This is a genomic window from Streptomyces sp. CNZ301 (assembly GCF_004217425.1).
Genome location: NZ_SHLG01000001.1, coordinates 1,804,439 through 1,827,018 on the forward strand (window position 1 = coordinate 1,804,439; position 22,580 = coordinate 1,827,018).

General features: G+C 70.4%; 21 protein-coding genes and 2 pseudogenes. 7 read left to right on the top strand and 16 right to left on the bottom strand.

Translation table 11 applies throughout. The annotated features are described in order from the left end of the window. Positions 1-41: 41 nt before the first annotated feature. From EV375_RS29345 to proB, 5 genes are all read right to left on the bottom strand, one after another. Positions 42-908, bottom strand: coding sequence for an SCO2584 family spore wall biosynthesis protein (locus EV375_RS29345; protein ID WP_207228424.1), 867 nt, complete (start codon positions 906-908; stop codon positions 42-44). A 105-nt stretch (positions 909-1,013) separates the two neighbouring features. Beyond that, on the bottom strand, positions 1,014-2,276 hold the full coding sequence (locus tag EV375_RS07915; protein ID WP_130298817.1) for a glutamate-5-semialdehyde dehydrogenase: 1,263 nt from the start codon (positions 2,274-2,276) through the stop codon (positions 1,014-1,016). Positions 2,277-2,496: 220 nt separating this feature from the next. Beyond that, the gene (locus EV375_RS07920; protein ID WP_130298818.1) at positions 2,497-3,465 is read right to left on the bottom strand and encodes an IS481 family transposase; all 969 of its coding nucleotides are present in this window, start codon (positions 3,463-3,465) and stop codon (positions 2,497-2,499) included. A gap of 103 nt (positions 3,466-3,568) precedes the next feature. Then, positions 3,569-3,976, bottom strand: a complete 408-nt coding sequence (locus EV375_RS07930) for a hypothetical protein (protein WP_486588709.1) — start codon at positions 3,974-3,976, stop codon at positions 3,569-3,571. Positions 3,977-4,354: 378 nt separating this feature from the next. Beyond that, positions 4,355-5,482 carry a glutamate 5-kinase gene (proB, locus tag EV375_RS07935; RefSeq protein WP_130301691.1) on the bottom strand — a complete coding sequence of 376 codons (1,128 nt, stop codon included), beginning with the start codon at positions 5,480-5,482 and terminating at the stop codon, positions 4,355-4,357. Positions 5,483-6,016: 534 nt separating this feature from the next. On the opposite strand from proB, the gene EV375_RS07940 reads away from it, so the two are divergent. Further along, positions 6,017-8,125 carry a hypothetical protein gene (locus EV375_RS07940; protein WP_130298819.1) on the top strand — a complete coding sequence of 703 codons (2,109 nt, stop codon included), beginning with the start codon at positions 6,017-6,019 and terminating at the stop codon, positions 8,123-8,125. A 147-nt stretch (positions 8,126-8,272) separates the two neighbouring features. On the opposite strand, the gene EV375_RS07945 is transcribed toward EV375_RS07940, so the two are convergent. After that, positions 8,273-8,443, bottom strand: a complete 171-nt coding sequence (locus tag EV375_RS07945; protein ID WP_486588710.1) for a response regulator transcription factor — start codon at positions 8,441-8,443, stop codon at positions 8,273-8,275. A 636-nt stretch (positions 8,444-9,079) separates the two neighbouring features. On the opposite strand from EV375_RS07945, the gene EV375_RS07955 reads away from it, so the two are divergent. Continuing rightward, complete coding sequence (locus tag EV375_RS07955; RefSeq protein WP_130298820.1) at positions 9,080-9,799, top strand: type 1 glutamine amidotransferase domain-containing protein; 720 nt, start codon at positions 9,080-9,082, stop codon at positions 9,797-9,799. Between the two features lie 333 nt (positions 9,800-10,132). Here the strand turns inward: EV375_RS07955 and EV375_RS29620 are convergent, their stop codons facing one another. Continuing rightward, a complete protein-coding gene (locus tag EV375_RS29620; protein ID WP_486588711.1) occupies positions 10,133-10,468 on the bottom strand; it encodes a DUF1206 domain-containing protein in 336 nt (111 codons plus the stop codon). 78 nt (positions 10,469-10,546) lie between these two features. Beyond that, positions 10,547-10,621, bottom strand: a pseudogene (locus EV375_RS29625) (hypothetical protein); the annotation flags it as partial. Here EV375_RS29625 and EV375_RS07965 point away from each other — a divergent pair. Further along, positions 10,603-10,767, top strand: a pseudogene (locus EV375_RS07965) (RNA polymerase subunit sigma-24); the annotation flags it as partial. The pseudogenes EV375_RS29625 and EV375_RS07965 overlap by 19 nt on opposite strands. Positions 10,768-10,913: 146 nt before the next feature. On the opposite strand, the gene EV375_RS07970 reads toward EV375_RS07965, so the two are convergent. Together EV375_RS07970 and EV375_RS07975 are read right to left on the bottom strand one after the other, a co-directional pair. Beyond that, positions 10,914-12,212, bottom strand: a complete 1,299-nt coding sequence (locus EV375_RS07970; RefSeq protein ID WP_130298822.1) for an erythromycin esterase family protein — start codon at positions 12,210-12,212, stop codon at positions 10,914-10,916. Positions 12,213-12,494: 282 nt separating this feature from the next. Further along, a complete protein-coding gene (locus tag EV375_RS07975) occupies positions 12,495-13,406 on the bottom strand; it encodes a hypothetical protein (RefSeq protein ID WP_130298823.1) in 912 nt (303 codons plus the stop codon). Positions 13,407-13,560: 154 nt separating this feature from the next. Between EV375_RS07975 and EV375_RS07980 the strand changes: the two genes are divergently transcribed. Then, positions 13,561-13,782, top strand: a complete 222-nt coding sequence (locus EV375_RS07980; protein WP_130298824.1) for a hypothetical protein — start codon at positions 13,561-13,563, stop codon at positions 13,780-13,782. Positions 13,783-13,844: 62 nt separating this feature from the next. Here the strand turns inward: EV375_RS07980 and EV375_RS07985 are convergent, their stop codons facing one another. The 3 genes from EV375_RS07985 to EV375_RS07995 all read right to left on the bottom strand — a co-directional run bounded on the left by EV375_RS07985 (position 13,845) and on the right by EV375_RS07995 (position 16,248). Beyond that, positions 13,845-14,606 (bottom strand): hypothetical protein, encoded by a 762-nt coding sequence (locus EV375_RS07985; RefSeq protein ID WP_130298825.1) that lies wholly within the window; start codon positions 14,604-14,606, stop codon positions 13,845-13,847. Between the two features lie 25 nt (positions 14,607-14,631). Next, a complete protein-coding gene (locus EV375_RS07990) occupies positions 14,632-15,144 on the bottom strand; it encodes a DinB family protein (RefSeq protein ID WP_130298826.1) in 513 nt (170 codons plus the stop codon). 108 nt (positions 15,145-15,252) lie between these two features. Continuing rightward, on the bottom strand, positions 15,253-16,248 hold the full coding sequence (locus EV375_RS07995) for a chitinase (protein ID WP_130298827.1): 996 nt from the start codon (positions 16,246-16,248) through the stop codon (positions 15,253-15,255). Positions 16,249-16,428: 180 nt separating this feature from the next. On the opposite strand from EV375_RS07995, the gene EV375_RS08000 reads away from it, so the two are divergent. The 3 genes from EV375_RS08000 to EV375_RS08010 all read left to right on the top strand — a co-directional run bounded on the left by EV375_RS08000 (position 16,429) and on the right by EV375_RS08010 (position 20,024). Further along, a complete protein-coding gene (locus EV375_RS08000) occupies positions 16,429-16,875 on the top strand; it encodes a hypothetical protein (protein WP_130298828.1) in 447 nt (148 codons plus the stop codon). 15 nt (positions 16,876-16,890) lie between these two features. After that, complete coding sequence (locus EV375_RS08005; protein ID WP_130298829.1) at positions 16,891-19,047, top strand: bifunctional polysaccharide deacetylase/glycosyltransferase family 2 protein; 2,157 nt, start codon at positions 16,891-16,893, stop codon at positions 19,045-19,047. Positions 19,048-19,265: 218 nt separating this feature from the next. Further along, positions 19,266-20,024 (top strand): ArsR/SmtB family transcription factor, encoded by a 759-nt coding sequence (locus EV375_RS08010; RefSeq protein ID WP_130301692.1) that lies wholly within the window; start codon positions 19,266-19,268, stop codon positions 20,022-20,024. Between the two features lie 153 nt (positions 20,025-20,177). Here the strand turns inward: EV375_RS08010 and obgE are convergent, their stop codons facing one another. From obgE to rplU, 3 genes are all read right to left on the bottom strand, one after another. After that, positions 20,178-21,620, bottom strand: coding sequence for a GTPase ObgE (obgE, locus tag EV375_RS08015; protein WP_130298830.1), 1,443 nt, complete (start codon positions 21,618-21,620; stop codon positions 20,178-20,180). Between the two features lie 235 nt (positions 21,621-21,855). Next, entirely contained in the window at positions 21,856-22,113 is a 258-nt protein-coding gene (gene rpmA, locus EV375_RS08020) for a 50S ribosomal protein L27 (protein ID WP_055484987.1), read from the bottom strand. A gap of 14 nt (positions 22,114-22,127) precedes the next feature. Next, on the bottom strand, positions 22,128-22,454 hold the full coding sequence (gene rplU / locus EV375_RS08025; protein WP_055484988.1) for a 50S ribosomal protein L21: 327 nt from the start codon (positions 22,452-22,454) through the stop codon (positions 22,128-22,130). Between the last annotated feature and the right edge of the window lie 126 nt (positions 22,455-22,580).

Here is a 22,580-nt window from a genome sequence, read left to right on the forward strand (position 1 = left end):
CGTGCACCCTCGACGCAGCCGCGGCCTCGCCGCGGGTGACCTCAGCCCGGTCTCGACTGCGCGGGTATGTCCGGAGTCCGCTGCGCGCCCTCGTGCTCCTTGGCGGAGGAGCCGACACCGGTCGTCGCGGGCGGAGGCGAAGGGTCCTGCCGCTGCTGCGAGGTCCCGCGGTAGACGGCGCCGAGCGCGAGGGCGACCATGCCGATGCCCATCACCAGGGCGAGCAGCCAGGCGACGGGACGCTGCCACCGCATGTGGCCGCGGTAGGGGCGGCCGCGCGGGGCGGCGCCGTGCTTGCCGCGGCCGGGACGGCGGTGGTCGGAGCCGTGCTCCTCGCCCAGGTCGAAGCGGGGGTCGTAGCGGCGGTTGACGCCGAAGCGGATGTACTGCCCGTACTGGTCGTGCCGGCCGAAGTCGACGAACCGGCCGTACTGGTACGGGGCGTAATGGCCGCTGTCGCCGAAGGAGTTGGGGTTGTAGCCGTACGGCGCGTACGACTCGTGCGGCCCGTAGTGGTCGTACTCGTCCCCGTCGGCCGGGTCGAGGTATTCGGTGTAGTCGGAGCGGTCGAACCGGCCCTCGTCGTCGTCCGGGTCGTCCAGGTCCCCCACGCCGGCGAGTCCGTCCGGATCGCCGGTTCCGTCCGGGTCGTCCTCGTCGAAGCCGAAATCGCCCTCGGTGCCCGGCCCGTACACATAGCCGTCCTCGAAGCCGCGCACGGTCTCGCTCTCGGCGTGCGACTGCGCGGCGGCCAATATGCGTTCGGCGGCGGTGGGTTCGTGAATGGCCGCGGACCGCACGAAGTCCTCGTCGAGCACCAGGGCGGCGAACTCCTCGTCCGCGGCCCCGTAGCGGTACTCGGGCTCCTCGCCGTCCGGGAACGGCTGGCCCCCCACGTCGTCCGGCACGCTGTCAGCGTAGACCTTTGTGGTCAATAAGGGCAGGGAGAAGCGGGATTCCGTCAGAACCGGCGCAACAGCTTCAGAGACGCCCCGGCATGTGCCGGGCGCGGGTCAGCCGCGGGTGTGCCCGTCTCCCGTGACCACGTACTTCGTGGAGGTCAGCTCCGGCAGGCCCATCGGGCCGCGTGCGTGCAGCTTCTGGGTGGAGATGCCGATCTCGGCGCCGAATCCGAACTGGCTGCCGTCCGTGAAACGCGTCGACGCGTTGACCATCACGGCCGTCGAGTCGACGAGCGACGTGAAGCGGCGGGCGGCCGCGGTGTCCCGGGTGACGATCGCCTCCGTGTGACCCGAACTCCACTCGCGGATGTGCCGCACCGCTGCGTCCAGCGTCGGCACGACGGCCGCGGCGATGTCGTACGAGAGGTACTCCGTGCCCCAGTCCTCGTCGGTGGCGGGAACCACGTCCGCGCCCGCCTTCTGCCACGCCTCGTCGCCGTGCACCGTCACACCCGCCGCGGCGAGAGCCTCCACGGCGCGCGGCAGGAACTCCGCCGCCACGCCTTCGTGCACGAGGACCGTCTCGGCGGCGTTGCACACACTGGGGCGCTGCGCCTTGGAGTTGACGAGTACCGCGACGGCGGTCTCCAGATCGGCGGCCTCGTCGATGTACACGTGGCAGTTGCCGACGCCGGTCTCGATGACGGGAACGGTGGACTCCTCGACCACGGAACGGATGAGCGAGGCCCCGCCGCGCGGGATCAGCACGTCCACCAGGCCGCGGGCGCGCATGAGTTCACGCACGCTGTCCCTGCTCTCCCCCGGCACGAGCTGCACGGCGTCGGCGGGCACTCCGGCACCGGCAACGGCGTCGCGCAGCACCTCGACAAGGGCGCCGTTCGAGGCGTACGCGGAGGACGAGCCGCGCAGCAGCACCGCGTTGCCGGACTTCAGGCACAGCGCGGCGGCGTCGACGGTGACGTTGGGGCGGGCCTCGTAGATGATCCCGACGACGCCGAGGGGCACGCGCACCTGGCGCAGTTCGAGCCCGTTGGGCAGCGTCGAGCCGCGCACGACCTCGCCGACCGGATCGGGAAGGGAGACCACGTCGCGCACGTCGGAGGCGATCGCCGCGATGCGCTCCGGCGTGAGCGTCAGACGGTCGACGATGGCGTCCGGCGTTCCGGCGTCGCGGGCCTTGCCCACGTCGGCGGCGTTGGCGGCGACGATCTCGTCCGTACGGGCGGTGAGCGCGTCGGCGACGGCGAGCAGCGCCGCGTCCCTGACCGTGCGCGGCAGGGGGGCGAGCTCGGCGGCGGCCTCCTTCGCGCGTCGTGCGGTGTCGGTCACGGGCGAGTTCTGCGTTGCGCTCATGTCTCCGAGCTTAGCCACGGCGGCACCGCCGGTGCCCGGCCGTCCACCGTGCGGGACGACCGCCCCGTACTCACGAGGAGTGCCGCCGCTTCGTGGCCCGGACCGGGCTGCGAGCCGGGCATGGCCTGAAACGGGCCTGGCCTGAAACGGCCTTGCGGTGCCACGCTCAGGCAGGGGCCTGGAGCTGGAAGGGCCTGACAGGGCTTGGAAGTGGAGGGCCCTAGATGTATTGACCTGATGCGTTGTTCACACGGCTGATCGGTGGCTTGCCTTCGAGTGCGGTGTGGCAGCGATGGTGGTTGTAGCTGTGGAGGAAGTCTGTCAGCGCTGTGGCGCGTTGGTCGTTGGTGGCGTAGGGCCGCAGGTAGGCCCATTCATCGAGCAAGGTGCGGTTGAAGCGCTCCACTTTCCCGTTGGTCTGCGGCCGGTAGATGCGGGTGCGCTTGCCGACCGCGCCGAGATCGGTCAGGGCTTGCTTCCACAGGTCGCTCTTGCGGTAGGACCAGGCGTTGTCGGTCAGCACCCGTTCGATGCGGTCGATGCCCAGCGTGGCGAAGTGGGCTGCCGCCCTGCGCAGGAAGGCAGCGCACGTGGTGGCCTTCTCATCGGGATGGATCTCGCTGTAGGCGAGGCGGGTGTGGTCATCGACGGCGGAGTGAATGTAGTCGTAGCCGGTGCGGCGACGGCTTTGCGGCCGGGCCGCCCGGGCCGCCTCCCGGCCGTGGATGCGCCAGCCACCGCCGTCGGGGATGCGCCCGAGCTTCTTCACATCGACGTGGACAAGTTCGCCGGGCCGGCTGCGTTCGTAGCGGCGGATGAGCCGGCCGGTGGGCCGGTCCAGCCAGGACAGACGGTGCAGGCCATGGCGGGTCAGGACCCGGTGGACGGTGGAGGGCGGCATACCCAGGATCGGGCCGATGCGAGCAGGCCCGAGTTTGCGCTCGGCCCGCAAGGCGCAGATGCGGGCCTCAACGCCCGGCGGTGTGCGGTTCGGCAGGTGGTGCGGGCGGCTGGAGCGGTCGGCCAGGCCGGTATCGCCCTCTGCAGCGAACCGGCGTATCCACTTGTGCGCGGTGGTGCGCGAGACGCCCATCTGGGCAGCCACATGCGCTACCGGAAACCCCGAGCGGACACGTTCGACCAGCAACCGCCTGCCGTGCACGGTCAGCCGGGCATTACGGTGGGACACGAAGACCTCCGTTGTGCGGTGAAGCCTAGACACCTCCACCACACCGGAGGTCTTCGCCATGATCAAGACCTGCGGGCGTCAACAACGCTCATGATCAATACACCTAGAACGGGTGGACGCCCATGGAGGCGGCGGGCGGCGGGCCGTATCCCTCGGCCACCCGCTGGTGGTACGTCTCGCGGCCGATGACCTCGAGACCGACGATCTCCCACGGGGGAAGCTGTGCCGAATTGCGGTGCTCCCCCCACAGCCGCAGCGCGACAGCGGCGGCGTCGTGCAGGTCGCGGGCCTCTTCCCAGTAGCGGATCTCGGCGTGATCGTTCGCATACCGGCTGTTCAGAAGGAACGGATGGTCGTGGGCGAGCTGTTCCAGCGCGCGCCGTACCTCCTTGAGCGGCGCCTCCTCGCCGGCGACGCTCAACGTGATGTGCCAAAGCCTGGCTTGCTCACGCCTTTCGGCACCCGCGCCCGCACGTGATTCGGCCCGCTGCTCCGGGTCAACGCTGACCAGCCGTCTCACGGGTGGCCTCCTCGTCCGGTGGGATGCTCTCGGTTCCGGGCGCCGCTCACCTGCCGCACGACCCCCTCTACAAAGTTGACCAGCCCGCGACCGGCCGCGTGGCCGTTTTCGGGAAGCTGTCCGTGGAAAGGCTGGTCTTTTCTCCCGGCCGATGACGGTTCGGACACCACTCCCCCGCCCTCTGCACGAACATTTCACGCCAAGGCGCCGAGCGAGGGCTGACGCTCGCTCGCTCGCAGCAAGGGCATCACTCGCGGTCCACGGGCCGGCCCCGGCGCGGAGGTCCGACGCGGAGGTCCGGCGCGGAGGTCCGGCGCGGAGGTCCGGCTCGCGTCCTTCGAGGCGGGGCGCACGCACGTGCGAACGGCTTCAGGAGTCGAGCAGCACCAGGTCGTCACGGTGCACGATCTCCCGCTCGTACGCGGGGCCCAGCTCGCGGGCCAGCTCCGGCGTGGACCGCCCGAGCAGCTGCGGGAGCTCCTTCGCGTCGAAGTTGACCAGGCCGCGGGCGACGGCGACGCCGCGCTCGTCGCGGAGTTCGACGGGGTCACCGGCCGCGAACTCACCCTCCACGCCCGCGATTCCGGCCGCCAGCAAGGAGGTGCGCCGCTGGACGACCGCCCGCACGGCACCCTCGTCCAATGTGAGCGCGCCCCGCGGCGTCGAGGCGTGCGCGAGCCACAGCAGCCGCCCGGCGGTGCGGCGGCCCGTCCGGTGGAAGTACGTACCGGTGCCGCGGCCCGCCAGCGCGTCGGCGGCGTGCGTCGCCGACGCGAGCACCACCGGCACACCCGCGGCGGCGGCGATGCGGGCGGCCTCGACCTTCGTCACCATTCCGCCGCTGCCGACGCCCGCGCTGCCCGCACTGCCGATCTCGACGCCCTCCAGGTCCCCGGGACCCGTGACCTCCGTGATGCGTGACGTGCCCGGAGAGGCAGGATCGCCGTCGTAGAGACCGTCGACGTCGGAGAGCAGCACCAGCAGGTCGGCCCGCACGAGATGGGCGACCAGCGCGGCGAGCCGGTCGTTGTCGCCGAAGCGGATCTCCTCGGTGGCGACGGTGTCGTTCTCGTTGACGACCGGCACGGCGCCCATCGCCAGAAGCTGCTCCAACGTGCGGTAGGCGTTGCGGTAGTGGGCGCGCCGGCTGGTGTCGTCGGAGGTGAGCAGCACCTGGCCGACGCGGCGTCCGTAGCGCGCGAACGAGGCGGTGTAGCGGGCGACCAGGAGCCCCTGCCCCACGCTGGCCGCGGCCTGCTGGCGGGCCAGGTCGCGGGGCCGCTTCGGCAGGCCCAGCGGTGCGAGGCCCGCCGCGATGGCACCGGAGGAGACGAGCACGATCTCCCGCTGCGGGGCGCTCGTCCGGCCGTCGGCCGGTCCTGCGTGCTTGGCCAGCACGTCGACGAGGGCGTCGACGCGGTCCGCGTCCAGGCCGCCGGCCGCCGTCGTGAGCGACGAAGACCCGACCTTGACGACGATCCGCCGCGCACCCGTCACCTCGGTGCGCTCTGTACGCGCCGCGCTCCGCGCTCCGTGCGGCGCGCCGGGGGCGCCCGTCGCGGAGTCCCTGCCGGTGTCGTCCCTGCCGGTGTCGTCCCTGCCGGAGTCGCCCGAGCCCGCTGCCGTACTGGTGCCCACGTCCCGCTGCCTGCCTGTTCCCTCTGTCACGCCCGCGTGTCGTGCCTCGCCGGCGGAGCCGTTCCTTTTGCTCCCCGTGCGCCCCGCCCGGTGCGGGTGCGTCCGTACTGTTCCGGTGTGCCGCTGATGTCGCGGCGCCCGCACGGTGCCGCCTCACGCGCGTCCCGGGGGCCTCCTCTGCAATCTACGGGAGTACCCGCCGGGGCCGCTCGTCCGTTCCGACCAGTGGACGGGTGGGGATAATGACCTTTGTCCGCGTATCGACTCAGGACACCCCGACGCAGATTGTCACCGGCCCCGTGCCCGGCATACGGTCAGTGGTCATCCACGGCCGCCATCCCCACCGGCCGGTACACAGCCCGACCCCCGACCTCCTGCCAGGAGCCCAGTCCCGTGCCCTCTGCCGGTCTCTCATCACGACGCGCCGTCCAGCTGACCGCGCTTCTCGCGCTGACGGTCTTCTACGCCGCACAGCTCGCGGGCGCGCTGCTGCCGAACGTGCCCGTCTTCATCGTCGCCTCGTTGGCGGGGATCACGCTCGACATCTACCTCACGCACAAGCAGCCCGGCCTGCTCGCCCTGCTCGGCAAGGTCCGTTTCGACGTCACGACCCGCCAGCTTCTGCGCGACATGCTCATCGTCATCGGCCTTGTGCGCATCCCCGACGTCCCGCCGGACATCGAGCGCCCCCTGACACTTCTGCTGCTGGCCGGCTACGCCGCCCACTTCCTGTGCCAGGCCGTCGCCCAGTTCGTGCGGCGCAGCCGCACACTGCCGATCCTCACCCGCAACATCGACGCCTCGGACCTGCGGCTGACCGTCGCGCCGCCGCGTCTGCTGGCCCGCCAGCCCAGCCGCCGCCTGCTGCGGTTCTCCATCCCCGCCACCGTCGGACTGATGCTGAGCGCCGCCCTGTCCACCGAGGTCTGGGGCATCCTGGGCCTCGGCCTGAGCATCGCGCTCTCCCTGGGCGGTGCGTTGTACCTGGGCACGTGGATGCTGCCGAAGAAGCGTCACGCCAACGAGCAGCAGGCGCTGCAGTGGCTCGACCGCTGGCTGGCGAAGTACCAGCCGACCGTGGGCATGTACTTCTCCGGCGGCACGACTTCCGCCTACCAGGCGAACATGTGGCTCTCCACGCTCGCGCAGCTCGACGGCAACCCGATCATCGTGCTCCGGGAACGCTTCATGGTGCAGAAGATCGAGGCGACGGACGTCCCGATCATCTGCATCCCGAAGGTCGCGCACCTGATGCACCTGGAGCACTCGACGCTGAAGGTGATGCTGCACCCGGCGAATTCGGGCAAGACCTCGCAGGTGCTGCGCATCCCCACGATCAAGCACGCCTTCATCAACCACGGGGAGAGCGACAAGCTCTCCTCCTGCAACCCCTACGCGAAGGCCTACGACGAGGTGTGGGTCGCCGGTCCCGCCGCCCGCGAGCGCTACCAGCTCGCCGACATCGGCGTGGACGACCGTGACGTGGTCGAGGTCGGCCGCCCGCAGCTCTCTCCCATCGAGCCGTACGCGGGACCGCCGGCGGGGAAGTACACCACCGTGCTGTACGCCCCCACGTGGGAGGGCTGGACGAACGACCCCGGCAACACGTCGATCATCCTGGCCGGCGAGAACATCGTCCGTGCCCTGCTGGCCGACCCGGGTGTGCGGCTGCTGTACAAGCCGCACCCGATGACCGGTTCCGTCGACCCCCGTGCGGGCGCCGCCGACGTCCGCATCCAGGAGATGATCGCCGCGGCGAACTCGAAGCGCTCCGGTGAGCGTCCCGGCGCCGAGACCGCGGTTGAACTGGAGCGCCGCGTACGCGAGTTGGACGAGCTGACGACCACCGCCTTCCGCCGAGGCGCGGACGAGGTGGAGAAGATGATGCTCCAGTCCACGCCGGAGTCGGACAGGGCCGAGCGGGTCGCGGCCGCGACCGCCGCCTGGGAGGCCGCCAACTGGGCCTCGCTCCCCGAGTGGGAACACCAGATCATCACCGGCCCGCGGCCGACGATCTACACCTGCTTCAACGAGTCCGATCTGCTCATCTCCGACGTCTCGTCCGTCGTCTCGGACTACCTGTCGAGCGAGAAGCCCTACGCGGTGGCCAACACCAGCGGTCTGAGCGAGGACGACTTCCGGGCCGGGTTCCCGACGGTGCGTGCCGCCACGATCCTCTCCCCCGGAGCGGACGAGGTGCCGGCGCTGCTGGAGTCGGTGCGCGACCCTGCCAAGGACACCCTCACCAAGGCCCGTGGGGAACTGAAGGTCCACCTCCTCGGTCCTTCCGACCCGCCGTCGATGGCTCGCTTCAACAAGGCCGTGACCGACCTGTGCGAAGCCACGGCGGCCCGCAACGAGCGCGTCGCCCGCCGCACGGAGGAGATCCCGGGCCAGCGCGAGACGGAGGCGCAGGAGACCGCCGAAGAGGCGGACTGGGAGGCCGCGCCGAACGGCAACGCGCTGTCCGACTCGGAGGAGACCGACCAGGTCACCGCCTGACGGACGGGAGCGCGGGCCTCGCCCGCGCACGCAGCACCCCGACGGTCCCGGGAGGCACACCGCCTCCCGGGACCGTTCTCGTTTCCCTCCCCGGACCGGGGGCCGGAGCTCCGGCCCCGTCCCCCGTCCCCCGTCCCCGGTCCCGCGCTACAGCCAGTCGTGCTCCCGTGCGTACCGTGCCGCCTCGTGCCGGGTCCGGGTCTGGGTCTTCTGCATCACGTTCGAGAGGTAGTTGCGCACGGTGCCCGGCGCGAGGTGGAGCTGGGCGGCGATGTCGGCGGCCGAGTAGCCTTCGCCCGTCGCCCGCAGGGTGTCGATCTCCCGGTCGGTTCCCTTCCGGCCTGCGCGCCGGCGCTACCACTGCCCACGGCGGGCGGGAGCGACGGGAAACTCCTCGTCGAGACCTTCGACCTGCAGCGGGACCTGCACGTCCTGCTCCGCTGGGCGGGACGAGAACGCGGTGGATCTGACGGAACTCGAAGCCGGGCCGACGCGGCTCGACGACGTCTTCCGCTCCGTCGGCAGCGAAACGGCCACTCCCGCAACCCTCCGAGAAAAGGACCTCCACCATGCCCTCGATCACTCTCAGTGAGTTGGTCCAGATGTTCCACCCGGCTGATCGCTTGCCGACCCGGCGGCCGCCGGGCCGGGCCCGCCCCGCGCGGGCCGCCGGAGGCAGGCTCTTCGGCGGGCGGCCCCGGCACCCGCGTCGCGCCTCCGGGGAGCCCCGACGCGGGTGTCCCGTTCCGGTTCCCGCTTCCGGTCCCGGTCCCGGTTCCGGTTCCGGTTCCCGGTTCCGGTTCCGGGTTCCGTGAGATGGCGAGGCAGCAGGGACGGCACGGGCAGAGCGGATTAGCGAAAGAAATCCGAGGGACGCGGGTGTTGAAGTGAACGACGGACCGACGGGAACGACGGACCGACGCCGACACAGCGAAAGTAAGGAAGCTCTGCGCCATGGCAAAGATCCTGATGGTCGTCTCCGCCGCCGACAGGCTCACGCTCGCCGACGGCACGACCCACCCCACCGGCTACTGGGCCGAGGAGGTCGCCGTCTCGCACCGCGTGCTGCGTGAGGCAGGCGTCGACGTGGACATCGCCACTCCCGGCGGCGTGCGGCCCACGGTCGACCCCATCAGCCTCGATGAGCGCGGCAACGTGGACGAGGCCTCCGCGAAGGAGTTCCGCGCCTATCTGGACTCCCTCTCCGGCCAGTTGGACAAGCCGCTCGCCCTCGGCGACGTACGGGCCACGGACTACGACGCGATCTACATCCCCGGCGGTCACGGACCCATGGAGGACCTGGCACAGGACGCCGACCTCGCCCGTCTGCTCAGGGAAGCCGACAGCGGCGGCAAGGTCGTCGCGGCGCTGTGCCACGGCCCCGCGGGAGTGCTCAGCACCAGCGGCGGCGAGGCCGGCGACGGCTTCCCCTTCGCGGGCCGCAGGCTCACCGTCTTCACGGACGAGGAGGAGCGGCAGGGCGGACTCGGCGAAGCGGTGCCGTACTTCGTGGAGAGCAGGCTCCGCGAACTCGGCGCCCTCGTCGAGACCGCCCCCGCCTGGACGAGCAAGGTCGTGACCGACGGCAACCTCGTCACCGGGCAGAACCCGCAGTCCAGCGCCGACACGGCCCGGCAGGTGCTGCAGACGCTCAAGGAGAGGGGCGTCGCCTGACGGCGCTCAAGGAGAGGGGCGTCGCCTGACGGCGGATCGCCCTGACGAGGCGGGCCGCGCCCGCTGACGAACGAGGCCCCGGGAGGCGTGCTGCCTCCCGGGGCCGCTCTCGTCCGGGCGGCCGACCGGCCACTTCCTCGTCCCTTCGGGTCTTCCCCACCCCGGTCCCGGCGGCCGGCGGGATGTCGCAGGCGGTGCGGCTGCGGCGATCGCGTACGTCGGGCATCCGGCTGCGCAGAGGCCGCCGCTGAGGAGGACCGGCCGGGGAACGGCCCGCGCCCTCACGGCAGCAGATCGCCGACCGGCACGTACCTTCCGCTCAGGAGGCCGGCCTCACGGTAGGCGGTCTGCTGCTTCGACAGCTGCCGTGTCTCGGTTCTGAGCCCGGGGTCCTCCCGGCCAGACGCGACGCCAGCGAGCCTGCATGAAGGAGAAAAGGCCGTACAGGGTGACGCCCACGGCGATGGCCACGAGCAGCCACGGGCCCACGGGAGTGTCCGCGAACGACGGCAGCGCGCCGTCCATGCCCTTGGCTTCGTCGGCGTCCGAGGACCAGGCCGCTTCCGTCGCGAAGATTCCCAGGGCCACGAGGACCGCTCCGCGGGCGACGCCGCCGCTCACGCCCAGCAGTTCCACCCACTTGCGGCTCCGGCGAGGAATGCGCGACATCTTCAAGTGGTCGTGATACTTGCGCCGCAGTGCCTGTATGCCGCCCCAGGCCCCGAACACCGCGATGACCAGTCCGACTCCGCCGACCAGCAGCTCCCCCGCCGGCAGGGACAGCGCCCGGGCGGTGACACCCCTTGCCCCGCCACGCAGCAGCGGCGGCGTACCTCCACGAGCGCGACGGCGACCTGGCCACGGCGGCACGGCTGCACGCCGAGGCGGCCCGTAAGGCCCCCGACCACGCCGAGCGGGACCACCTCACGCGCCAGGCCGCCCGGCTCAACGCCCGTCTGCGTCACTGACGCAACGCACTCTGCCCCCGCCGCTCACGATCGCGGGGAGCAGAAGGGCCGAGAAGCCGCCAACCGGCCTGATGCGACGGTCCGCGGCCACGGAGAACGGTGGCCTTCCGCATGGCCGGCCGGGCGGGCAGGGCGGAGGAGAGCCGTCAGAACCGCACCGTCCGGTCGCGGGTGACCTCCGGGACGGCGAGCACGGCGTCGAACGCCTCCGGCACCGGGGTGGACAGGACGGAACTCTGCGTACGGATCCGCTGCAGCAGCGGCTTCCGCTCCGCGTCATGCGGCGAGGGCCGCAGATCGGTGAGCGTGATCTCGTCACCGACTCCGGCATCGACGAGTGCGGCCTCGACGCTGCCCGCCCCGGGATCTTCGAGATCGGCGTCGGCGAGGGTGAAGCCCACCTCCGCGCCGGGGTCCGGATACATCTCCGGGACGTTGTCCGAGGTGTGGACGAGGGCCACCGACCTGTAGTCCCGGCCGAGCATGCGCCGCAGGTGCTGTCCCATGGGGAGCGCCGTGAGCACGCCGTCGAACTCCACGGCCGTCTTCTGGATGTGATTGTTGTGCGAGGCGAGCACGATCCGGGCGTCCGGTCCGGCGTGATCGAGGTGCCAGCGAACGGATTCGGCCATGAAGATCTCCCGCACCGACAGGTCCGCGGCCATGACCTGTCCGGACATGAGCCCGTTCATCGCCCGGAACATGTGGTCGGTGTGGCATGCGGCTTCCACCCTTCGCAGGGCGATGTCGAAGGGTCTCCGGCCGGCGCGGGAGACACGGAGCGGTTCACCGGCTCGCAGCCGGAGCCGCAGACGCGCCAACGAGGCTGTCAGAGCGTCCTGTTCGGCGGAGGAGAGAGCTGCCCACGCGGGCGCCGCCGCGGCGCCGGAACCCGCACCGTCGAGGAAGCGGTCGCTGATCTCCAAGGCAGCGTCCACCAACGGGAGTGCGTCGGGGTCGGCCTCTCGCAGGTAGTCGGCCACCCGCTCCAGGGCGGGACGAAGGGCACCGCCGGCCTCGGGGAGGTCGATGCCGGCGAACCGGAGCGGGTGCCCGCTGGCGCGGTTGTGACGTCGTAGCCAGTGCATGAGGTCCGCCGAGCCCCACTCGGCAGCGCTCCGGCTCACGTTCGCCAAGTCGGCGTCGTCGCCCTCTCCTTGGAGCCACCGGTCGAGGGAGAAGGCTTCGCTGAAGCCGAACTCGAAAGCGAGGACTGTGAATCCGCACCGTTCGGCGAGGAAGCGCAGCACACGTCGGCGGGCCCGGGAGAACTCCTCGACGAAATGGGCGTTCTCCCCCACGGCCACGACGCGGGCGTCGCCCACGATCTCGCGCAGCGGCTCCAGATCGTCGAGAGGCTGCCGCGGATCGAGGGTCGTCAGAGTGGAGGCGTGCTCGCGGAACCAATCCGCGAGCACATCGCGGGACGGGGTCTGGTCAGGCATCGGTGGGACCTGTCTTCCGGCTCTGGGGTCGGGAGGCGCCGCGCGCCCGCACGGCGGGACGCGGCAACGTGACGATGCGCAGGGGCAACCGGCGCCGGTGCGCTGCACACGGACGCCGCGGATGCCTCGACGGGCCCTCAGAGGAAAAGACTGCCTACTGCCATGGTGACAACGTAGCGCCGAAGACCGATCCGCACATCTGAATACCGCCCTCGCCACCCCAAGTTCCCTGCCGTGTCCAGCCGTTGGGGACCGCAAGCCCGGCACGGCAGCCCGTTCCGCTCAGTACGGGCCGTTGTCGAACCTCGCTGCGACTGCCTCTTCCAGAGTGAGGCCGCTCTCGTCCCCCTCCGGCTCCAGGAACGCGTGGACGATCGCGAGAGCGACCGAGCCGAAGAGGGAACGGCGCCTCTCGTGGTCCAGGACGTCTGCTCCGGGGTCTCCGACGGCTCGGAGAATCATGCCGTCGGTGGCGGCGGACAGCGCGTTCGCCAGGTCGTCCAAGGTCAGCCCCGGACGCAGACGCAGGCCGCGTTGGCGTAAGACGTCCTCGTACAGCATCTTCCACGAACCGAGATAGTCCTCGTACATGCGGGAGATGGCACGCTTCACCTCCATGTCGCCGTCGGCCGACGTCATCAGCGCGAGGGCCAGGCGGACGGACGGCATCTCCACACCCTCGGCGGTGTGCTCGTAGGCCATCTCGTGGATGGCGCGCACGAAGTCCGGGCCCTTCACCAGTTTCTTGGTGTTCGCGGCACGCTGCCGCCGGTATTTCGGCCGGTAGTTCTCCTCCCACACCGCGAAGTTGATCAGGTCGGCGACGAAGTCCGACTGCGACCTCCACGCGTGCCGCAGTGACCGGGGAGTCCCCCTCCGCGGAAATGGACGGGGGTTGTTGGCGACTTCGTCGGCAACACCGCGCTGGGAGAGGAAGCTGACAAGGTACGGCTTGCCGTGGGGGCCGCGTTGCGCACCGGGGCCGAGGTTCCGTTCCAGCAGCCGCATCCCTGCCGCCAAGTACGCCGCCGTGAAGGGATCGTTCGCAAGCCGTACGCGGGATTCCGGCCTGCTGCGGTCGAGATGACGCAGCACCCCGGACAGGTCCTGGTTGTAGGGGAAGGGCAGCAGGCGCTTCCCGGGCCGGAATCTGGCTCTGCCGCCCGGAGGCCGCGGCTCGTTCTCATCTGTCATGCCCGCATGATTGCCGAGTCCCTTTCAGGCCGACAGGGGCGCAGGTGCGCCGTAGTCGGGCGGATCCACGGATGCGGCGCACCTGCGCCGCAGCGGGCTCACCCGCCGCCGGGCTACACATGCATCCTCCGACCGGTGAAGGGTGTGACCGAAGATGCTCACCACTGGAATGACCGCCGCGGACGCGGCATGGGTGCCGGCGTCCGTCGTTGTCAGCGGCGCGCTGGTCCGACTGGTTCTGGCCCTGGTGGCGGCTCACGCGGCGCGCAAGGCGCTCGGGCCGTCCGCCGGCTCCAGAGCCGCCGACCGGCTGCGCGCCCACCGCCTCGCGGTGCTGCGCGCGGTCCTCAACGGCCTCCGGGCGCCGCGGCGTTGAGCGGTGCGAGCCGGCACCGGCACCGGCACGAGGTGTCGTGCGGCCCGCCGGTCCGGCCACGCTCATGCGGGGCCGCCGCCCCGCCCCCGCATGAGCAGTACGTCCTCGCCCCACGAATCCAGCACATGCCCGTGCCCGGCCGCACGGGCATGCGGCTCCAGCTCGTTGAACAACTGCCGTACCGCAGCGGCGCACCGAGGCGAGACCACGTCCGAGAGAAGCCCGAGGAGATGGTCGTGAGCGAACTCGGGCCGGGTGAGCGGGTGGTGTTGCAGCTCCCAGCTCAAGTACTTGTTGTACGGACGCACCCGCGAGTGCAGAGCGAAGACGTAAGCGAGATGAAAGGGAAGACTCTCGGCGGCGTCGAGGCGTGCGGCGACGGTGTTGCCGTCCCGGTCGTTCTTCAGGCAGCGGTAGACGCTGTTCAGGAACGCGTCGAGGTGGCCCGGCGCCAGTTCCGCAGCCTCGTCGGGCTTCAACCTCCCCTTCTCCCGGACGAGTTCGGCGACGAGGCCCGCTGCCGTGTCCTTGAGCACCTTGGCACGGGTGAAGGCCGCCCGGTTCCACTCCGTACCCGAGCCGGGCAGCGCGTGCCCGCGGAACTCCGTCAGCGGCATCACCGCGACATCCAGGCGTGCGTCCCGCCGTGCTTCGCCGGCCACCCGGTCTCCCGCGTCGTCGCTCACAACGAGCAGTACGTCGTGGTCGGAGCGGGAAGTAGCCGCGCCCTCGCGGGACTGCGAGCCGCTGAGGACCACGCCGAGCACCCGCGGGTCCGTGGCCGCCCGGGCCACCAGCGCGGCGAACTCGTCCTCCGGTCTCATCGCGCCTTACCCTCGGCCGCCCTGGTCAGTAGTACCCCTTCGTCCCGTCGAGCAGTTCGCGGACGATGTCCGCGTGCCCTGCGTGGCGGGCCGTTTCCTCGATCATGTGGTGCAGGATCCACCTCAGGGACGTCTGGTCCGCGTTGTAGCCGGGGTGCCGGCCCACGGTTTCGAGCTCGTGTGACGCGGTGATCCGGTTCGACACCTCGCACTGCCGCTCGTACTCGTCCAGCAGCCGCGCAAGGGGAACGCCCTCGACCATCATCTCCGCGTCCTCGGGACCGTCCTCGAACAGTGGTCCTTCGGCGGGCGCTCCGGTCAGCAGGACCTCGAACCAGCAGTGCTCGACCCAGCGCATGTGCGAGACGAGCCCGGCCATCGTCATGTGCGGCGAGGCGGGCAGCACGGACCGGTGCGCGTCCACGCCCGAAAGCCCCTCGCACTTCCAGTGGAGGACGGCGCGCTGCATGTCGAGCCATGCGACGAGCTGCGTCCGCTCGTCGGCGTCGGAATGTGGGCGTACGCGAGGAGGCGGCATGCCGGAACGCTAGTCCTTCCGCCCGCCGCGCCGCACCGCAGTTTCGGCGCACCTGCCGGTGGTGCTTCCGGTGCGGTCGGAGACTTCCCCATCCTCACGGCCGCGCGCTCACCCCGACAGGGCGGCGGCGAAGTCGCCCCTTTCCTGGGCGACGCCACTGCAGGTTTCGTCCACCTCGGCCTTCGCTCCGCCCGCGCACTCCCGGTCACGCGCGGAGGACCACATGGACAGCCCGCCGAGGGCCCGCTTCGAAGCGAACGCGGTCAACTGCCTGGCGTCGTCCAGGGTGAAGGTCTCGGTCTCGATGTCGTTGACGCCGATCATCACCGTCAACCGCAGCGTTCGCCATGCTTCCGCGTCGGACAGACCGAGCAGCCCGGTCAGCTCGTCGTGCGCGGCCCGCGCCGCCGCCATGGCATAGTTGCCCATGTCGCCCGTGTGGGAGGGGCTGTAGCTCATCGCCATGACGTTCACGGCGGTGATCTTCACGTCCTGGTCGAGGGCGCTGCCGAGCAACTCCTTGCCCTGCGACGTCAGTCCGTCGGGCATGACGGGAAGCGTGAACGACACGTCCAGTCCGCCGCGCCGGCTCTGAAGGAGCTCGATCGCCTTCGCCCGGCGCGTGTTGGCCGCGGAGTCCTCGAGCGTGCCCCCTTCGATGTCGAAGTCCGCCGCCTTCGCGCCGGTCCGGTCCAGTACCTGCTCGTAGGCGGTGGCGAGTTCGGCCGGACTGCCGCAGGCCACAGCGAGTTCGGTGCCGGTTGCTCCGCCGAACGACACCCGGATGTCCGCCCCGGTCTCCCGCAGCTCACTGATCCGCCTCTTAGCGGCCGTGTCATCGATGGCGGTCCCGTCGTCCCACACGGGGGTGCACTCGTCGCTTCCTGACGCGACGGCGAAAGCGACGTGGTACGCCGACGGGGTGCCGGCGGTTTCCGTGGCGGCGGCCGTGGTGGCGCTCACGTACGGAGCGAAGGGGACACCGGAGCCGGCTCCGTCACGGCCGGCGTCACCGGGCGGTGCTGCCTCCGGTGAGCATCCGGCGCCGACGACCGCGAGAACGGCTCCGAGAACGGCTGCGAACCGCACGAGCAGGTGCCGCATGCCGGTCGCCCCTTCCCGCGTCGTTGCGCGTCGTTGCGCGTCGTTGCGCGTCGTTCGAAGTCGCCGTCGCAGTACGGCAGTTCGCGAGCGCGCCCGGTTCAGCAGCAACCATCGCACCGAACCTGTGCGCCTGACGGGGTCACAGAGAAATCACAAGAAAGGTCTCCAGGATGCCCGGCCATGACTCTCTCGCCTGGCGACGTGCCTCCCCACGACCACGAACGGCACCGGAGTACGGAACAGCACGCGGAAGCGGACAAGCTCGTCTTCGTCGACTCCACAGGCCGCCGGGCTCAGCTTCTGCGCCGGGCAGGGATCGTGCTCGGCGCCGCCTTCCTCGTGTACGGGGCGATGGTCGGCGTGTCCTTCATGGGAGGTCCCTCGCTCGCTCCTTCGGAACTCACACCCTTCGACAGCGTCGGCAACACACAGGAGCCGGGCACCGAACGTGTGCGCAAGGACGGATCACCCGCCACGCGCAACGCGAACAGGCCGTGCCGCAAGCAGTGCCGCAAGAACTGCAGGAAGCACCCCGGAAAGCCGTGCGGAGGAGGAGCGCCGGGAAGAACGGTCGACGGACCCGACGGTGCCAAGCCCGCGCGCTCCGCCCCTTCCACCGTCCGGTGAGGCCCACGACAGCAGATGACCTCCCCCGCCGCACCTCCCAGGCACGCCAAGCCGCGCCGGACGTCCGCCGTGCGCCGTCCCGCCTTCTTCGGGTCGCGCGCCGTCCTGGCCTTCCTCGCCCTGTTCGCGCTCGTCGGCGTCATGCTCTTCAACGGGTATCTGCACGCCGAACTCGGAGACGACTCCCGCGTGCGCGAGGACGCCTCCTCCGACCGCGTTCCGAAGAGGGTCCTGAACGGCGGGTCCACGTTGTCGTTTCCCAATGGCAAGGCGCGCAGCCGGCCCGTCCCGCGCAAGACAGTCGCTCTCACCTTCGACGACGGACCCGACCCGGACTGGACTCCGAAGGTCCTGGCCATCCTTGAGAAGTACGACGTACCGGGCACGTTCTTCGTGGTCGGCTCGATGACGGCCCGCTATCCGGACACCGTCCGCGACGTCGTCGACGGCGGCAACGAGGTCGGCATCCACACCTTCACGCATGTCGACCTCTCGTACCAGAGCGCGGAGCGTGTCGACCGGGAGTTGGCACAGACACAGCTTGCCCTCGCAGGCGCCGCAGGGATCAACACGTCACTGTTCCGGGCCCCTTACTCCTCCACTCCCGACGCCGTCGACGACTACAGCTGGCCCGTCTACCGGCGGCTGGGCACCAACGGCTACACGAGCGCCTTCATCGACACCGACAGCGAGGACTGGCAGAACCCCGGGGTGTCGAAGATCGTCGAGAACGCCACCCCTGAAGGCTCCAAGGGCACTTCCGTCCTGTTCCACGACTCGGGAGGCGATCGTTCCCAGACGCTCGAGGCGCTGCCCGAGTACATCGAGAACATGCAGGCCCGCGGATACGAGTTCGCCACCGTGAGCGAGGCGATGCGACGACCGAGCGCACACAGGCCGGCCTCCGGACCCCCTTTGTGGCAGGGCAGGGCACTCGTCGCGGCCACGGCGGTCGCGGAGTTCACCATGCCCGGACTGGTCGTCGGGCTCACCGTCGCGGGCGTCGCCGTGCTCGGCCGCTCCGCGCTCATGCTGGTCCTCGCCCGCCGCCATCACAGGCAGCGCAACCGCCCCGGCTTCTTCTGGGGCCCTGAGGTGGTGGAGCCGGTGAGCGTGATCGTCCCGGCGTACAACGAGAAGGAATGCATCGTCGCCACGGTCAGCTCGCTCGCCCGGAGCACACATCCGATCGAGATCATCGTGGTCGACGACGGTTCCACCGACGGCACTCCTGAGATGGTCGAGGCGCTCGCCCTGCGCAATGTCAAAGTCGTCAGGCAGGAGAACTCGGGCAAGGCCGTGGCGCTCAACAGGGGGATCGCGCATGCCCGTTGGGGCATCGTCGTAATGATGGACGGTGACACGGTCTTCGAACCGGACACGGTCCACAGACTGGTGCAGCCCTTCGGCGATCCGGCCGTCGGAGCGGTCGCCGGCAACGCCAAGGTGGGAAACCGCAGGACGCTCATCGGGGCCTGGCAGCACATCGAATACGTGATGGGCTTCAACCTCGACCGCCGCATGTACGACCTGCTCCGGTGCATGCCCACCATCCCGGGGGCCGTCGGCGCCTTCCGCCGCGAAGCACTCGCGCGCACGGGCGGCATGAGCGAGGGCACCCTCGCGGAGGACACGGACATCACCATCGCCCTGCAACGATGCGGCTGGCGGGTGGTGTACGCCGAGCACGCCATCGCCTGGACCGAAGCGCCGGGGTCCATGCGGCAGTTGTGGCGGCAGCGTTACCGCTGGAGCTACGGCACGATGCAGGCGCTGTGGAAGCACCGCCGGTCAGTTCTCGACCGCGGGCCCTCGGGACGGTTCGGGAGGGTCGGGATGCCGATGGTCGTTCTCTTCCAGATCCTCACGCCGCTCCTGGCGCCGCTGATAGACCTCTTCACCATCTACGCGGCGGTGTTCATCGACCCCCTCAAGTCGCTGGCGGCGTGGGGGCTCGTCCTGGCCGTTCAGCTGATGTCCGCCGCCTACGCGTTCCGGCTGGACGGCGAGAAGTACCGCTACCTGCTGATGCTGCCGCTCCAGCAGATCGTGTACCGGCAGCTGATGTACCTCGTGCTGATCCAATCGTGCGTCACCGCCGCAACCGGTGGCCGCATGCGCTGGCAGAAGCTCAAACGCACCGGAGAGGTCGGCGCGGCCGGGGCGGGCTGAGGACGTGCGCCCACGGCGGCCCCCGGCCGGTCGTCCGCCTTCACAGCTGTGACCACCGGCGTTGCCGCAGTGCCCGGTGCGGGGGGTGGCAGCGGCCTCCCTCGCACCCCCTCTGACCTGGGAACGGAAGCGACAGGGCCCCAGGAAGGCCGGTCCCGCCGTCGCACGGGCTTGAATATGCAGGTATTTACTTGCACGATTGAGCCGTGAGCACAGACGTGGACAAGGTCTTCAGGGCCCTGGCCGACCGGACCAGGCGGCACCTGCTCGACCGTCTGCACGAACACAACGGGCAGACCCTGGGCGAACTGTGCGGGCGCCTCGAGATGACCCGCCAGGCGGCGACGCAGCACCTGGCGATTCTGGAGGCCGCGAACCTGGTCAGCGCCGTGCGACGGGGCAGGGAGAAGCTCCACTACCTCAACCCCGTCCCCCTTCACACGATCCAGGAACGGTGGATCGACAAGTTCGAGCGCCCGCGCCTCCGGTCGCTGAGCGCACTCAAGCAACGAGCGGAGAACGCCATGACCGACAAGCCGCGATTCGTGTACGTCGTCTACATCGAGAGCACCCCGGAGAAGGTGTGGAACGCCCTCACCGACGCTGACGTCTCCGGCGCCTACTGGGGCCACCGCAACGTCTCCGACTGGCAGGAAGGCTCCTCGTGGGAGCACCGGCGCACGGACGGCTCGGGCGTGGCCGATGTCGTCGGCACGGTGGTGGTGAGCGAGCCCCCCACGCGCCTCGTGACGACCTGGTCCGACCCGGCCGCTCAGCCGGCGGACGAGCCCTCGCGGGTCACCTTCGACATCGAGCCGCACGGAGAGATCGTCCGGCTCACCGTGACCCACGAGGACCTCAAGGACGACAACGAGCGGGACGAGGCGGCCTCCGGCTGGGCCGCCGTGCTGTCCAACCTCAAGTCGCTCCTGGAGACGGGCAGTCCGCTGCCGCGGGAGCCCTGGCTGGTCCCCTGAGGCGGGCCGGTCGGCTCACTCGGGACGGTCGAACGCGGTTCCAGCGCGGTGCGGCCACTGATCGGCATGCCTGACGGGGATGGCCACCCGGTCGTCGACATCGACACAGTTGTCGTCGGCCGACCGGTTCCCTCCGGATAAGGGGCAGCCGGTCTACTCCTCGAACGGGTCGAAGTCCTCGTACTCGCCCAGGGCCTCGTCGCGCTCCGCCTCGCGGTCGCGCCGGCGCTGGGCGGCGGGGCGCGGGGCCTCCATGCGGTGGTCCTCGCCGCGGCGGCCGAGCATCTCCGCGCCGGCCATCATCGTCGGCTCCCAGTCGAAGACGACCGCGTCGTCCTCGCCGCCGATGGCGACGCCGTCACCCTCGCGTGCGCCCGCCTTCATCAACTGCTCCTCGACACCGAGGCGGTTGAGGCGGTCGGCCAGGTAGCCGACCGCCTCGTCGTTGTTGAAGTCGGTCTGGTGGACCCAGCGTTCGGGCTTCTCTCCCCGTACGCGGAAGAAACCGTCGGCCTCCTTCGTGACGGTGAACCCCGCTTCGTCCACGGCCTTCGGGCGGATGACGACCCGCGTGGTCTCCGCCTTCGGCTTCGCGGCACGCGCCTCGTCGACGACCTTGGCGAGCGCGAACGAGAGCTCCTTCAGCCCCTGCCGGGAGACGGCGGAGACTTCGAACACCTGGTAGCCGCGTTCCAGGAGGTCGGGACGGATGATGTCGGCGAGGTCCTGGCCGTCGGGAATGTCGACCTTGTTGAGGACGACGACGCGCGGCCGTCCCTCCAGGCCGCCGTACTGCCCCAGTTCCGCCTCGATGACGTCCAGGTCGCTGACCGGGTCGCGGTCGGATTCGAGGGTTGCGCAGTCCAGTACGTGCACGAGGACCGAGCAGCGCTCCACGTGCCGCAGGAAGTCCAGCCCCAGGCCCTTGCCTTCGCTGGCCCCGGGGATCAGGCCGGGGACGTCGGCGATGGTGAAGACCGACGAACCGGCCGTGACCACACCGAGGTTGGGCACGAGGGTGGTGAAGGGATAGTCGGCGATCTTCGGCTTGGCCGCGGAAAGCACGGAGATCAGCGACGACTTGCCCGCCGAGGGATAGCCGACGAGGGCCACGTCCGCGACGGTCTTCAGCTCCAGCACGATGTCGCGGGCCTCGCCCGGCTCACCGAGCAGCGCGAAACCGGGCGCCTTGCGGCGGGGCGAGGCGAGCGCTGCGTTGCCGAGGCCGCCCCGGCCCCCCTGGCCCGCGACGAAAACGGTGCCGTCGCCGACCATGTCGGCGAGCACCTCGCCCTTCCCGTCGAGGACGACGGTGCCGTCCGGGACGGGCAGAACCAGGTCCTTGCCGTCGGCTCCGGAGCGGTTGCCGCCCTCCCCCGGCCTGCCGTTGGTGGCCTTGCGGTGCGGGCTGTGGTGGTAGTCGAGGAGGGTCGTCACGTCGGTGTCGACGACGAGGACGACGTCACCACCACGGCCGCCGTTGCCCCCGTCCGGACCGCCGAGCGGCTTGAACTTCTCCCGGTGGACGGAGGCACAGCCGTGGCCTCCGTTACCCGCGGCGACGTGAAGCTCGACGCGGTCCACGAAGGTGGTCATGTGAAGTGCCTCCAGGCTGAGGATCGTTGCGTGGTGTGCGGTACGGGGCTGACGTGGCTCGGGGAGCGACGAGGAACGTGGCGCCTACGGCGGCCGGCCCGGGGGCGGGCCCACGAGAGTCCCAACGCACCGAGGGCGGACCCGCTTCCCGTACGTACGAGCGATGCGTACGCACGGGAGCGGCCGTCCGCCCTCGGTGGTGATGCGTGCTGCGATGCGCTGCTGGCGCGGCTGATTACTCAGCGGCAGGAACGATGTTCACGACCTTGCGGCCGCGCCTCGTGCCGAACTGCACCGCACCGGCGTCCAGCGCGAACAGCGTGTCGTCGCCGCCGCGGCCGACACCCGCACCGGGGTGGAAGTGCGTGCCGCGCTGGCGGACGAGGATCTCACCGGCGTTGACGAGCTGACCGCCGAAGCGCTTCACACCCAGGTACTGGGGGTTGGAGTCGCGGCCGTTCCGGGTGGACGATGCGCCCTTCTTGTGTGCCATCTCTAGCTCAGTCCTTACTTCTTCTTGGCCGGCGTGGGGATGTCGGTGATCTTCAGCGCGGTGTGCAGCTGACGGTGGCCGATCCGCTTCTTGTAACCGGTCTTGTTCTTGTACTTCTGGATGCGGATCTTGTCGCCCTTGTGGTGGTCCACCACCTCGGCCGAGACCTTGACCCCGTCCAGCACCCACGGGTCGCTGGTGACCGAGTCACCGTCCACGACAAGCAGGGTGGAGAGCTCGACGCGCTCGCCGGCCTTGCTCTCGGAAATACGGTCGACCTCGATGACGTCGCCCACAGCCACCTTCTGCTGGCGGCCGCCGGTGCGCACGATTGCGTACACGCGGAACTCTCTCTCGCTAGTCACGGAACCCCCGACGCCAGCCGCCCGGCGCGGATCCGGCAGACGGTGAAGACACCGCAGCCGAGCCCCACGATCTGATCCGAGTGGATTGAGCGGCCTCTCCCG

Coding starts and splice junctions, on each gene's coding strand:
- EV375_RS07915 (WP_130298817.1), bottom strand. CDS start 2,276: ATGAGCGCAACGCAGAACTCGCCCGTGACCGACACCGCACGACGCGCG.
- EV375_RS07955 (WP_130298820.1), top strand. CDS start 9,080: ATGGCAAAGATCCTGATGGTCGTCTCCGCCGCCGACAGGCTCACGCTC.
- EV375_RS29620 (WP_486588711.1), bottom strand. CDS start 10,468: ATGTCGCGCATTCCTCGCCGGAGCCGCAAGTGGGTGGAACTGCTGGGC.
- EV375_RS07970 (WP_130298822.1), bottom strand. CDS start 12,212: ATGCCTGACCAGACCCCGTCCCGCGATGTGCTCGCGGATTGGTTCCGC.
- EV375_RS07975 (WP_130298823.1), bottom strand. CDS start 13,406: ATGACAGATGAGAACGAGCCGCGGCCTCCGGGCGGCAGAGCCAGATTC.
- EV375_RS07980 (WP_130298824.1), top strand. CDS start 13,561: ATGCTCACCACTGGAATGACCGCCGCGGACGCGGCATGGGTGCCGGCG.
- EV375_RS07985 (WP_130298825.1), bottom strand. CDS start 14,606: ATGAGACCGGAGGACGAGTTCGCCGCGCTGGTGGCCCGGGCGGCCACG.
- EV375_RS07990 (WP_130298826.1), bottom strand. CDS start 15,144: ATGCCGCCTCCTCGCGTACGCCCACATTCCGACGCCGACGAGCGGACG.
- EV375_RS07995 (WP_130298827.1), bottom strand. CDS start 16,248: ATGCGGCACCTGCTCGTGCGGTTCGCAGCCGTTCTCGGAGCCGTTCTC.
- EV375_RS08000 (WP_130298828.1), top strand. CDS start 16,429: ATGACTCTCTCGCCTGGCGACGTGCCTCCCCACGACCACGAACGGCAC.
- EV375_RS08005 (WP_130298829.1), top strand. CDS start 16,891: ATGACCTCCCCCGCCGCACCTCCCAGGCACGCCAAGCCGCGCCGGACG.
- obgE (WP_130298830.1), bottom strand. CDS start 21,620: ATGACCACCTTCGTGGACCGCGTCGAGCTTCACGTCGCCGCGGGTAAC.
- rpmA (WP_055484987.1), bottom strand. CDS start 22,113: ATGGCACACAAGAAGGGCGCATCGTCCACCCGGAACGGCCGCGACTCC.